9 protein-coding genes and 1 tRNA gene are annotated in these 12306 nt (G+C 69.8%); 5 read left to right on the forward strand and 5 right to left on the reverse strand.

Annotation, left to right across the window (positions count from 1 at the left end):
* Window positions 1–52 precede the first annotated feature (52 nt).
* From hrpA to ABZ951_RS22445, 3 genes are all read left to right on the forward strand, one after another.
* Window positions 53–4018, forward strand: coding sequence for an ATP-dependent RNA helicase HrpA (gene hrpA, locus ABZ951_RS22435; protein ID WP_344093271.1), 3966 nt, complete (start codon window positions 53–55; stop codon window positions 4016–4018).
* 159 nt (window positions 4019–4177) lie between these two features.
* Window positions 4178–4252: transfer RNA gene (locus ABZ951_RS22440), tRNA-Asp, on the forward strand.
* A 150-nt stretch (window positions 4253–4402) separates the two neighbouring features.
* Window positions 4403–4621 (forward strand): DUF6274 family protein, encoded by a 219-nt coding sequence (locus ABZ951_RS22445; protein WP_344093273.1) that lies wholly within the window; start codon window positions 4403–4405, stop codon window positions 4619–4621.
* A 460-nt stretch (window positions 4622–5081) separates the two neighbouring features.
* Here ABZ951_RS22445 and bldC read toward each other — a convergent pair whose 3' ends face one another.
* Both bldC and ABZ951_RS22455 read right to left on the reverse strand, forming a co-directional pair.
* A complete protein-coding gene (bldC, locus tag ABZ951_RS22450) occupies window positions 5082–5288 on the reverse strand; it encodes a developmental transcriptional regulator BldC (protein WP_003949541.1) in 207 nt (68 codons plus the stop codon).
* A gap of 499 nt (window positions 5289–5787) precedes the next feature.
* Window positions 5788–6645 carry a hypothetical protein gene (locus ABZ951_RS22455; RefSeq protein ID WP_344093276.1) on the reverse strand — a complete coding sequence of 286 codons (858 nt, stop codon included), beginning with the start codon at window positions 6643–6645 and terminating at the stop codon, window positions 5788–5790.
* Between the two features lie 201 nt (window positions 6646–6846).
* Between ABZ951_RS22455 and ABZ951_RS22460 the strand changes: the two genes are divergently transcribed.
* Window positions 6847–7959, forward strand: coding sequence for a Glu/Leu/Phe/Val dehydrogenase dimerization domain-containing protein (locus tag ABZ951_RS22460; protein ID WP_344093278.1), 1113 nt, complete (start codon window positions 6847–6849; stop codon window positions 7957–7959).
* A gap of 361 nt (window positions 7960–8320) precedes the next feature.
* Window positions 8321–8581 carry a DUF3073 domain-containing protein gene (locus ABZ951_RS22465; protein ID WP_344093280.1) on the forward strand — a complete coding sequence of 87 codons (261 nt, stop codon included), beginning with the start codon at window positions 8321–8323 and terminating at the stop codon, window positions 8579–8581.
* 68 nt (window positions 8582–8649) lie between these two features.
* On the opposite strand, the gene purM is transcribed toward ABZ951_RS22465, so the two are convergent.
* From purM to ABZ951_RS22480, 3 genes are all read right to left on the reverse strand, one after another.
* The gene (gene purM / locus ABZ951_RS22470) at window positions 8650–9720 is read right to left on the reverse strand and encodes a phosphoribosylformylglycinamidine cyclo-ligase (protein WP_344093282.1); all 1071 of its coding nucleotides are present in this window, start codon (window positions 9718–9720) and stop codon (window positions 8650–8652) included.
* A gap of 42 nt (window positions 9721–9762) precedes the next feature.
* Complete coding sequence (gene purF, locus ABZ951_RS22475) at window positions 9763–11280, reverse strand: amidophosphoribosyltransferase (RefSeq protein WP_344093284.1); 1518 nt, start codon at window positions 11278–11280, stop codon at window positions 9763–9765.
* Window positions 11281–11473: 193 nt separating this feature from the next.
* Window positions 11474–12271 carry a sterol carrier family protein gene (locus ABZ951_RS22480; RefSeq protein ID WP_344093286.1) on the reverse strand — a complete coding sequence of 266 codons (798 nt, stop codon included), beginning with the start codon at window positions 12269–12271 and terminating at the stop codon, window positions 11474–11476.
* Between the last annotated feature and the right edge of the window lie 35 nt (window positions 12272–12306).

Consider the following 12306-nt stretch of genomic DNA (forward strand, 5'->3'; position numbering starts at 1 on the left):
GGCGACAAATCATTCGTCAGTCTTTTCCGCGGGGTGAGATCCTGGACTCCGTATGTCCAGTCAGCCTGCCCCCGCCCTGCCCGCCCTCCTGGAGCGGCTCCCCGAGCTCATGCTGCGCGATCAGCAGCGGCTGGGCCGCCGACTCGACGGTGCGCGCCGCATCCGCAAACCCGAGGCCCGTTCGGCCGTCCTGGCCGAGATCGCGTCCGACGTCGACGCCGCCGAGCTGCGCGTCTCGGCGCGCCGCGCCGCCGTGCCCGCGATCACCTACCCCGAACAGCTGCCGGTCAGCCAGAAGAAGGACGACATCCTCGCGGCGATCCGCGACCACCAGGTCGTGATCGTCGCCGGTGAGACCGGCTCCGGAAAGACGACGCAGATCCCCAAGATCTGCCTGGAGCTCGGCCGGGGCGTGCGCGGCCTCATCGGCCACACCCAGCCGCGCCGGATCGCCGCCCGCACGGTCGCCGAGCGGGTGGCCGAGGAGCTGCGGACCCCGCTCGGCGAGGCCGTCGGCTGGAAGGTCCGCTTCACCGACCAGGTCGGCGGCGACACGCTCGTCAAGCTGATGACGGACGGCATCCTGCTCGCCGAGCTGCAGACCGACCGCGAACTGCGCCAGTACGACACGATCATCATCGACGAGGCCCACGAGCGCAGCCTCAACATCGACTTCATCCTGGGCTACCTGGCCCAGCTGCTGCCCCGCCGCCCCGACCTCAAGGTCGTCATCACCTCGGCGACGATCGACCCGGAGCGCTTCTCCCGGCACTTCGGCGACGCCCCGATCATCGAGGTCAGCGGGCGGACGTACCCGGTGGAGGTGCGGTACCGGCCGCTGCTGGAGGAGGATTCCGAGGACACCGACCGCGATCAGGTCACCGCGATCTGTGACGCGGTGGAGGAGCTCCAGCGCGAGGGCGACGGCGACATACTCGTCTTCCTCTCCGGCGAGCGGGAGATCCGCGACACCGCGGAGGCGCTGGAGAAGAAGTTCGTCCGCGGCGGCGCCGTCGGGCGGACCACCGAGATCCTGCCGCTGTACGCGCGGCTCTCGCACGCCGAGCAGCACCGGGTCTTCCAGCGGCACTCCGGCCGCCGGGTCGTGCTCGCGACGAACGTCGCGGAGACCTCCCTGACCGTGCCGGGCATCCGCTACGTGATCGACCCCGGCTTCGCCCGGATCTCCCGCTACAGCCACCGCACCAAGGTCCAGCGGCTGCCGATCGAGCCGGTCTCGCAGGCCAGCGCCAACCAGCGCAAGGGCCGCTGCGGCCGCACCAGCGACGGCATCTGCATCCGGCTGTACTCGGAGGACGACTTCCTGACCCGTCCGGAGTTCACGGACGCCGAGATCCTCCGGACGAACCTGGCGTCCGTCATCCTCCAGATGACCGCGGCCGGCCTCGGTGACATCGAGAAGTTCCCCTTCATCGACCCGCCGGACCGCCGCAACATCAAGGACGGCGTCGACCTCCTCCACGAGCTGGGGGCGATCGACCCGAAGCAGAAGGACGCGAAGAAGCGGCTCACCCCGCTGGGCCGCAAGCTCTCGCAGCTCCCGGTGGATCCCCGGCTGGCCCGGATGGTGCTGGAGGCCGACCGCAACGGCTGCGTCCGCGAGGTCATGGTGATCGCGGCCGCGCTCTCCATCCAGGACCCGCGCGAGCGGCCCTCGGAGAAGCAGGCGCAGGCCGATCAGCAGCACGCCCGGTTCAAGGACGAGACGAGCGACTTCCTCTCCTTCCTGAACATGTGGCGCTATGTGCGGGAGCAGCAGAAGGCGCTGTCCTCGTCGGCCTTCCGGCGGATGTGCAAGTCGGAGTTCCTCAATTACCTGCGCATACGCGAGTGGCAGGACATCTACTCGCAGCTGCGGACGGTCGCCAAGCAGATGGGCGTCCAGCTGTCGGAGGAGGACGCTCCCGAGGACCGCGTGCACCAGTCGCTGCTGGCGGGTCTGCTCTCGCACATCGGGCTGAAGGACACGGAGAAGAACGAGTACCTGGGGGCGCGGAGCGCGAAGTTCGCGATCTTCCCGGGGTCGGCGCTCTTCAAGAAGCAGCCGCGCTGGATCATGTCGGCGGAGCTGGTGGAGACCTCCCGGCTGTGGGCGCGGGTCAACGCCAAGGTCGAGCCGGAGTGGGTCGAGCCGCTCGCCGAGCACCTGGTGAAGCGGACGTACAGCGAGCCGCACTGGGAGCAGAAGCAGGCGGCCGTGATGGCCTACGAGCGGGTGACGCTGTACGGCGTGCCGATCGTGGCGCAGCGGAAGGTCAATTACGGGAGGATCGATCCGGAGACCAGCCGGGAGCTGTTCATTCGCAACGCCCTGGTCGAGGGTGACTGGCGGACGCACCACCAGTTCTTCCAGGACAACCGCAAGCTCCTGGGCGAGGTCGAGGAGCTGGAGCACCGGGCCCGCCGCCGGGACATCCTGGTGGACGACGAGACGCTCTTCGACTTCTACGACCAGCGGCTGCCCGAGCACGTGGTGTCGGGGGCGCATTTCGACTCGTGGTGGAAGCACAAGCGCCGTGAGGAGCCGGAGCTGCTCAATTTCGAGCACTCCATGCTCATCAACGAGAACGCCGAGGCGGTCACCAAGGACGACTACCCGGACTCCTGGCGGCAGGGCCGGCTGAAGTTCAAGGTGACGTACCAGTTCGAGCCGGGCGCGGACGCGGACGGGGTGACCGTCCACATCCCGCTCCAGGTGCTCAACCAGGTGACGTCCGAGGGCTTCGACTGGCAGATTCCCGGGCTGCGGGAAGAGGTGGTCACCGAGCTGATCCGGTCGCTGCCCAAGCCCATCCGGCGCAATTACGTGCCGGCGCCGAACTACGCGAAGGCGTTCCTGGAGCGGGCGGTGCCGCTGCAGGAGCCGCTGGCGGCCACGCTGACGCGGGAGCTCCAGCGGATGGTGGGCGTGCGGATGGAGCCGGAGGACTTCGACTTCGGCAAGGTCCCCGAGCACCTGAAGATCACCTTCCGGATCGTGGACGAGCGCAAGCGCAAGATCGCGGAGGACAAGGACCTCGAAGCGCTGCGGATCAGGCTCAAGCCGAAGACGCAGGCCGCGATCACCAAGGCGTTCGAGCAGGCGTCGGAGTCCGCGGGCGAGGGCTCCGGGCCGCGCGGCCCGGAGCAGCGCTCCGGGCTCACCGGGTGGACGATCGGATCGCTCCCGCGCACCTTCGAGACCCGCCGGGCGGGGCAGCCGGTCAAGGCGTACCCGGCGCTGGTGGACGAGGGCAGCTCGGTCGCGGTGCGGCTCTTCGACACCGAGGCGGAGCAGCGCGAGGCCATGTGGCGCGGCACCCGCCGCCTCATCCTGCTCAACCTTCCCTCCAACCCCGCGAAGTTCGCCCAGGACAAGCTCAGCAACCAGCAGAAGCTCGCCCTGTCGCGGAACCCCCACGGGTCCATCCCGGCGCTCTTCGAGGACTGCGTCTCCGGTGCCGCCGACAAGCTGATCGCGGCGCGCGGCGGGCCCGTGTGGGACGAAGAATCCTTCCGCAAGCTCTTCGACGCGGTTCGGGCCGACATCGTCGACGCGACGCTGGACACCATCCGCAAGGTCCAGGAGGTGCTGGCCGCCTGGCAGGCGTGCGAGCGCCGGCTGAAGGCCACGACCTCGATGGTGCTCGTCCCCTCCCTGACGGACATCAAGGAGCAGCTGGCCTCGCTGATCAGGCCCGGCTTCGTCACCGCGCACGGGGTGCGCCGGCTGCCGGACCTCCTGCGGTACCTGGTGGCCGTCGACCGGCGCCTGACGCAGCTGCCCACCAACGCCGAGCGGGACCGCTCCCGGATGGCGAAGGTGAAGGAGATGCAGGACGAGCACGCCTGGCTACTGGAGCAGTTCCCCAAGGGACGGCCGGTTCCCCAGGAGGCGCTGGACATCCGCTGGATGATCGAGGAGCTGCGGGTGAGCTACTTCGCCCACGCGCTGGGGACGGCCCATCCGGTGTCGGACAAGCGGATCGTGAAGGCCATCGACCAGTTGGTGCCGTAGCCTGCGGCGGGCCTGTTCGTTTGCCGCCTGCGGCGGCGAGCGCCGGACGGGCTGATGTGGCTGAGCTGGTCGAAGCCGGCGGGCGCGGGTTCGACTGCACCCCCTGACCTGCTGTAGAGTCTTGTTTCGCAGCCCCACGGAAGTGGGAAAGCGAAGCAAGGTCCTGTGGAGCAGTTTGGAGTGCTCGCCACCCTGTCAAGGTGGAGGCCGCGGGTTCAAATCCCGTCAGGACCGCATAGATTGAAGGCCCGGATCCCTTTCGAGGGATCCGGGCCTTTTTCATGTCCGCCCGCGTCCGTCTGCGTCAGTCTGTGTTCGCCTGTGTCGGCGACCTTGACGGGGACACGTGCCAGGGGTACCCAGACAGTGGAGGTGTTGCGCTCCATGACGACGACCACCCGGACCGAGCGGAAGCGGGCCGAGAGCATCCGGCACGAGACGAGGGCCCTGCTGCGCGCCCACCTCTCGGCGGCCTCGGGCTACCGCCACCTGACCCGACACTGCGCGGTGTGCCACCGCCTCCTGAGGCTGGCCCAGGAGGCCGCCGTGCGGCCCCCGGGGGACCCGGAGGCCGGCCGGGACGAAAGTCCCCCCGCCCGGTGACCAACGGCCGCTGCTCCCGCGGCAGTCGGGTGCCAGGCTGGAGAGTGCCGCGGAGGCATGACTTCCCTACCGTATGCACACAGCGAGTGACAAGCAGGTTGCGCTGTGATGGGAGTCACCGAAAGAGTTTCCCGAGTGATGGAACTTACCCCCTTCCTACAACGGGTCAATTTAATATGTGCAATTGCACTCTGCCCGAAAGGGCGCGGCGGGGACGCCGGGCCGTCCGGCCGGCTGCTGCCGTTCAGGGCCGCCCGAGGCCGATCGGGGCCGTTCGGGCATAAAAAGATCGCGCTGGACCCGGCGGAGTCCAGCGCGATCGACGACTGACCCAAGTCGGTGGGCACGGAACCTGTTGGGGCAGGCCCCCTGTCGCTTGTAGCCAGGGTGGAGCTTTGGGGGTGGGCGTCAGTTCCGGGTTGGGGGCCCCGGGAACGCCCGGTTGAGCGCTATGCGGTTGTTATGCCTCGCTACGCTGCTGCGGGATGCCCGCCAGCAGGGCGCGGACCTCCGCTTCGCGGTAACGGCGGTGTCCTCCGAGCGTGCGGATGGACGTGAGCTTGCCAGCCTTGGCCCAGCGGGTGACCGTCTTGGGGTCCACGCGGAACATCGTGGCAACCTCAGCCGGGGTCAGCAGCGGCTCGGCATCAGGGGTGCGAGCGGTCATGAGCGGCCTCCTCGGGAGAACCGGACTTGGAGTCGGTTCTTTCCTCTAAATTCTGCACCTTGACCCACGTTGCCCGAAATGGCGGACGCGGGCCGAGTCGGTTATAGGACGAACGGCTTGTCCTCGGCACTACAACTACACCATCCGTCCAGCCACGTCGGCCAAACCGATGGAATTGCCCTCTCAGGTGTTCAACCTCGACGGAACCCGATGGACCATGCCATAGCGGACAGTCACGCCGCCGTGACGATCAGTCACAGCGGGATCAGGGGTCCCCAGACCCGTCGAAGAGTGCAATACCGATCTATCCACCCTTAGTTGGACGGAAGGAGTCCTTCCCGGACTCCTTGTCCTATTTTGCCACGAGGGTGGGCGATGGGCGCAAGACCTGACGTAAGTGCGTTAGGTCACGGTTGCCGCAATGGCCCGGATCGGGACCTAGGTCCTGTCACCTCCGCCACAGGGACCCCGTTCAACACGCAAACCCCGTTATGGGACTTCAGTTCGCATACTGGCGGTTCCGCACGGCGGTCCAACGTTCCGTCAACCGCTCGTACGCCTCGCCGGCCCGGACGCCGTCGCCCTCGCGCAGCGCGGCCAGTCCCTCCGCCGTGTCGCCGGCGGAATGGTCCTCGGCGAGATCCGCCTCGGGCACCATGTGCACCAGACCGCCGTAGTCCAGCTCCACCAGGGAGCGCGGATGGAACTCCTCCAGCCACCGGCCCACGTCCACCAGGCCGTCGATCAGCGGCCCCTCGTCGATCGCGTCCTTCAGCGTGCGCAGCCCCCGCGCCACCCGCCGCCGCGCCTGCACCATCGGGGTGCGGTAGCGCAGGACGAGCTGCTCGCCGCCCAGCGGCTGGGGGTCGGCGGCCTTGCCGTACTCGCGCTCCTCGTCGGAGAAGAGGACGAACCAGCGCAGCGGGACCTGCCAGGTCGCCGTGCGGATCCACGGGCGGGCGTCGGGGTTGCGCTCCTGCCACAGCTCGTAGTCGGCCTCCGCCTGGCGGCGCACCACCGGGGGCAGCGCCGCGTCGAGGACGGGCGCGGGCAGGCTCTCGGCCAGCGCTTCCAGGGCGAGCCAGCCGCGCAGCCGGGTCCGCCAGGGGCAGACGCACACCACGCCGTCCACGACCGCGACGAAGGCGTCACCGCTCTCGTGCACCGGGACCGGCACCGGCGGCGTGGGCAGCAGGTCGGCGAGCGAGCGGCGGAGCTCCTCCTGGACGCCGGGGAGGCGCTCACGGCGGGCGTAGCGGGTCCAGTAGCCGCGTTCCGGTTCGGGGAAGGCGGCCAGGGGCTCATAGACCCGTAGATACGCCGCGTACGGGACAGTCACCGATGACGCCGATCCCACGCTCGCTCCCTCAAAACGGAGGACACCCCGGGGAGTTGTCACCCCCTCCCCTTACTGTCCAAATCGTCCCATGGCGTCGCACCTCGGGAGAGTGATCCTCGGCACCACACCGATCCACCGGGCCGGCAGGTCTTACCCTCTTGCCAACCGGCCCTCCACCACCCCCGGAGGGCGACCTCCGCGACCTATGGAGTCACCACCGTGACTGACGTACGTCCCACCGACGACGCTGACGGCGTGCTGCACACCTTGTTCCGATCGGACCAGGGCGGCCACGAGCAGGTCGTGCTCTGCCAGGACCGCGAGAGCGGCCTCAAGGCCGTCATCGCCATCCACTCCTCCGCCCTGGGCCCGGCCCTCGGCGGCACCCGCTTCTACCCGTACGCCTCCGAGGAGGCCGCGGTGCGCGACGCGCTCAACCTTTCGCGCGGCATGTCGTACAAGAACGCCCTGGCGGGGCTCGATCACGGTGGCGGAAAGGCCGTGATCATCGGTAACCCCGATGAGATCAAGAGCGAGCAACTGCTGCTCGCGTACGGTCGTTTCGTGGCCTCTCTGGGCGGGCGCTATGTCACCGCGTGCGACGTCGGCACGTACGTGCAGGACATGGACGTCGTCGCCCGGGAGAACCGCTGGACCACCGGCCGCTCGCCCGAGCACGGCGGCGCGGGCGACTCCTCGGTCCTCACCGCCTTCGGCGTCTTCCAGGGCATGCGCGCCGCCGCGCAGACCCAGTGGGGCGAGCCGACCCTGCGCGGGCGCCGGGTCGGCGTCGCGGGGGTCGGGAAGGTCGGCCACCACCTCGTCGAGCACCTGGTCGAGGACGGCGCGGAGGTCGTGATCACCGATGTGCGCACCGAGGCGGTGGAGCGGATCATCGCCCGGCACCCCCAGGTGACCTCGGTGACCGACGCGGACGTGCTGATCCGCACCCCGCTGGACGTCTACGCGCCGTGCGCCCTCGGCGGGGCCCTCCACGACGAGAGCGTGGCCGCCCTCACCGCGACGGTCGTCTGCGGCGCGGCCAACAACCAGCTCGCGCACCCCGGTGTCGAGAAGGACCTGGCCGAGCGCGGCATCCTCTACGCCCCGGACTACGTGGTGAACGCGGGCGGCGTGATCCAGGTCGCCGACGAGCTGCACGGCTTCGACTTCGACCGGGCCAAGGCCAAGGCGACTCAGATCTTCGACACGACGCTGGCCATATTCGACCGTGCCAAGGCCGACGGCATCCCGCCGGCCGCCGCGGCCGACCGGATCGCCGAGCAGCGCATGGCGGAGGCCAGAGCCGCGGCGGCCCGTCCGGCCGACTGACCCGGCGGCGGCCCGGCCCGGGCGTGCCGCACGCGCCGTGGGCCCGGTCGTACGCTCGGTATCCGCACAGCGGTCTCTACAGGACCGCCACGGCGGGTGGTGAGGGAGAGATCGCTCACCACCCGTCGGCGGGTCGGCGCTCAAGACACGTTAAAATCGCAGCTGACCAGCGGGGACGGGGCTCTTCGCGGGTTGTGCTGCGTGCCACGTCATGCGGGCGACGTACCGTATGGGCGCGGAAGCAGGTACCGTTGAAGCCCTACAGGCCGGACACCTCCCCGAGGGTCCGCTCTGACTCATGAACGTGAACGCGTGTCAAGACTCTGGGGCCGTCGAGCCCCGTCACTGAGGGGGTCGAGCCATGGGGCGCGGCCGGGCCAAGGCCAAGCAGACAAAGGTCGCCCGCCAGCTGAAGTACAACAGCGGCGGGACCGACCTCTCACGTCTGGCCAATGAGCTGGGCGCATCGCCGACGACGAAGCAGCCGCCGAACAGCGAGCCGCTCGACAAGGACGATGAGCTGGACGACGATCCGTACGCTCAGTACGCCGATCGTTACAACGATGAGGACGAGGACGACCAAGCGTCCGACCACTCCTCGACATATCGTCGCCGCGCTTGACGCCGTAACTCCCACCGACCCGGTCCAGGGCCCCGCCCCGGACCGGGTTCTGTGCTGCCCGGAGGCGCTCAGCCGGCGTGGTGGTCACCGGTCAACGTCACGGCCTCGGCGCGGTCGCCGCGCTCGGTGATCTCACCCGCGACCCAGGAGTCCACGCCCCGGTCGGCGAGGGTCGCCAGCGCCACGTCCACGGATTCCTGCGGCACGACCGCGATCATGCCGACGCCCATGTTGAGCGTCTTCTCCAGCTCCGTCCGCTCGACGCCGCCCAGCCGGCCGACCAGGTCGAAGACCGCGTCCGGGGTCCAGGTCGAGCGGTCGACGCTCGCGTGCAGCCCGGCCGGCATGACCCGGGCCAGGTTGTTGGCGAGCCCGCCGCCGGTGATGTGCGAGAAGGCGTGCACCTCGGCCGTCCGGGTGAGCGCCAGACAGTCCAGCGAGTAGATCTTGGTGGGCTCCAGCAGCTCCTCGCCGAGGGTGCGGCCGAACTCCGGAACGTCCCGGTCCAGCGCCCAGCCGGCCCGGTCGAAGAGCACATGGCGGACCAGCGAGTACCCGTTCGAGTGAAGTCCGGACGAGGCCATCGCGATGACCGCGTCCCCCGCGCGGATGCGCTCCGCGCCCAGCACCCGGTCGGCCTCGACCACGCCCGTGCCGGCCCCGGCCACGTCGAAGTCGTCCGCGCCGAGCAGCCCCGGGTGCTCGGCGGTCTCACCGCCGACCAGGGCGCAGCCGGCCAGGACGCAGCCCTCGGCGATGCCCTTGACGATGGCGGCGACCCGCTCGGGGTGGACCTTGCCGACACAGATGTAATCGGTCATGAACAGCGGCTCGGCGCCGCAGACCACGAGGTCGTCCACGACCATGCCGACCAGGTCGTGGCCGATGGTGTCGTAGACCCCCATCCGGCGGGCGATGTCGACCTTCGTGCCGACGCCGTCCGTGGCGGAGGCCAGCAGCGGGCGCTCGTAGCGCTTGAGCGCGCTCGCGTCGAAGAGCCCGGCGAAGCCGCCGAGGCCGCCGACGACCTCCGGACGGGTGGCCTTCTTCACCCACTTCTTCATGAGCTCGACGGCGAGATCGCCGGCTTCGATGTCGACGCCCGCGCTTGCGTAGCTGGCACCTGTGGTCTCAGACATGTGTTTGAGATCTTTCGTGTCGTTCGGTACTACGGGAAGCGATTACGGGCGGCGGAGCGCGTCGGCGGCGTCCGTGCCGCCGGCCAGCTCGGTCTCCAGCAGCTGCTTGCCCAGCAGCTCGGGGTCGGGCAGCGGCATGGGGTACTCGCCGTCGAAGCAGGCACGGCACAGGTTCGGCTTGGCGATGGTGGTCGCCTCGATCATGCCGTCGATGGAGATGTACGCGAGCGAGTCCGCGCCCAGCGACTTGCCGATCTCCTCGACCGACATGCCGTTGGCGATCAGCTCGGCGCGGGTGGCGAAGTCGATGCCGAAGAAGCAGGGCCACTTCACGGGCGGGGAGGAGATCCGGATGTGGACCTCGGCCGCGCCGGCCTCGCGGAGCATCCGCACGAGGGCGCGCTGGGTGTTGCCGCGGACGATGGAGTCGTCCACGACGACCAGGCGCTTGCCCTGGATGACGTCCTTGAGGGGGTTGAGCTTGAGACGGATGCCCAGCTGGCGGATGGTCTGGCTCGGCTGGATGAACGTCCGGCCGACGTAGGCGTTCTTCACCAGGCCGGTGCCGTAGGGGATGCCGCTGGCCTCCGCGTAGCCGACGGCGGCCGGGGTGCCGGACTCCGGGGTCGGTATCACCAGGTCGGCCTCGACGGGGGCCTCGGCGGCGAGCTTGCGGCCCATCTCCACACGGGAGAGGTAGACGTTGCGGCCGGCGATGTCGGTGTCGGGGCGGGCCAGGTAGACGTACTCGAAGACGCAGCCCTTGGGCCTCGCCTCGGCGAAGCGGGAGGTCCGCAAGCCGTTCTCGTCGATGGCGATCAGCTCGCCGGGCTCGATCTCCCGGACGAAGGAGGCGCCGCAGATGTCCAGGGCGGCGGTCTCGGAGGCCACCACCCAGCCGCGCTCCAGCCGGCCGAGGACCAGCGGGCGGATGCCCTGGGGGTCCCGGGCGGCGTAGAGGGTGTGCTCGTCCATGAAGACGAGGGAGAAGGCGCCCTGGACGTCGGGGAGGACCTTGGTGGCCGCCGCCTCGATCGCGAGGGGCTTGCCGTCCTCGTCGGTCTGGCCCGCGAGCAGGGCCGTGACGAGGTCGGTGTCGTTGGTCGCCGCGACCTGGGTGGCCCGGCCGTTCTCCCGGGGGAGGGCGGCGACCATCTCGGCCAGCTCGGCGGTGTTGACCAGGTTGCCGTTGTGGCCCAGGGCGATCGAGCCGTTGGCCGTCGCCCGGAAGGTCGGCTGCGCGTTCTCCCACACCGAGGCTCCGGTGGTGGAGTAGCGGGCGTGACCGACCGCGATGTGGCCCTGGAGAGAGCTGAGGGAGGTTTCGTCGAAGACCTGGGAGACCAGTCCCATGTCCTTGAAAACGAGGATCTGGGAGCCGTTGCTCACCGCGATGCCCGCGGACTCCTGTCCACGGTGCTGCAGCGCATACAGCCCGAAATAGGTGAGTTTGGCGACCTCTTCACCCGGAGCCCAGACACCGAAGACGCCGCAAGCGTCCTGGGGGCCCTTCTCACCGGGGAGCAGGTCGTGGTTGAGTCGTCCGTCACCACGAGGCACATCTCCGAGTCTATTGCAGGAATGAGGTTCATCCGAACCGGGGACGGCGCGAATGCCTCACACCACGGACAGCCACTCGGCGGGCACAGCGGATCACCTTCTACCGGCTTTTCCGGTGTTTCTCCGTGGCTTTTGCTCGCTTTCCCGGAGTTTTCCGGGCGAGGTGCTCCCGGGGCCTTTCGGAAAGCGCTGATCAGCCCAGCAGGGGAAGCTCTGCGGAAAGGTCCGCGCGCTCTCCGCTCGCGGTGACGGAACCCTCTTCGACGGCCCCGGCCCAGCCCTGCCGGCCGGTGGCGAGACGGAGCCAGGTGAGGGCGTCGGTCTCGACCACGTTGGGCGGGGTGCCGCGGGTGTGCCGGGGGCCCGCGACGCACTGGACCACCGCGAACGGCGGGATCCGGACCTCCACCGAACCGCCCGGCGTCTTGGCCGCGAGCGCGTCGGCCAGCACCCGGACAGCGGTGGCCAGAACCTGCCGGTCGAACGGGATCGCGACGCCCAGCGCGGCCGCCAGGTCGTCGGTGTGCACGGCGAGTTCGACACATCGGGTGACCAGGATGTCGTCCAGCCGGATCGCCCCGACCCGGGCCGCGAGCAGCCGTTCGCCGGGGGCCGGGACGACGGTCCGCGCGAAGCGCTCCGCGACCGGTCCGTAGAGCTCGGCCGGCGCGGAACGGGCGGCGAGCTCGTGCGTGATCTCGTCCATCCGCCCGGCCAGGGCCGCCGTGGCGAACGGCCATTGCGCGAGGGTGACTTCCTGCCGGGCGGGGGCGGGCTCCGCCAGGGTGGCGGCGGCGTGGTCGACGACGAGGGCGATGTGGGCGGCCAGCTCGCGGACCGTCCAGTCCCCGAGCCGGGTCGGCAGCGTCAGCTGCGCGTCGGTCAGCCCCTCCGCCACCGCGCGCACGTGCCCGAACTGGGCGAGGACGGCGGCGCGGGTCTTGGCGGGGTCGTAGCGGCGGGCGCGGGGGGTGCGCTGGGCGGGAGGCATGCCTTGACCCTAGGCGGTTCGGCCTTGCGGCGGTG

This window comes from Streptomyces sp. NPDC046215 (assembly GCF_040646215.1).
Lineage (GTDB): Bacteria > Actinomycetota > Actinomycetes > Streptomycetales > Streptomycetaceae > Streptomyces > Streptomyces stramineus.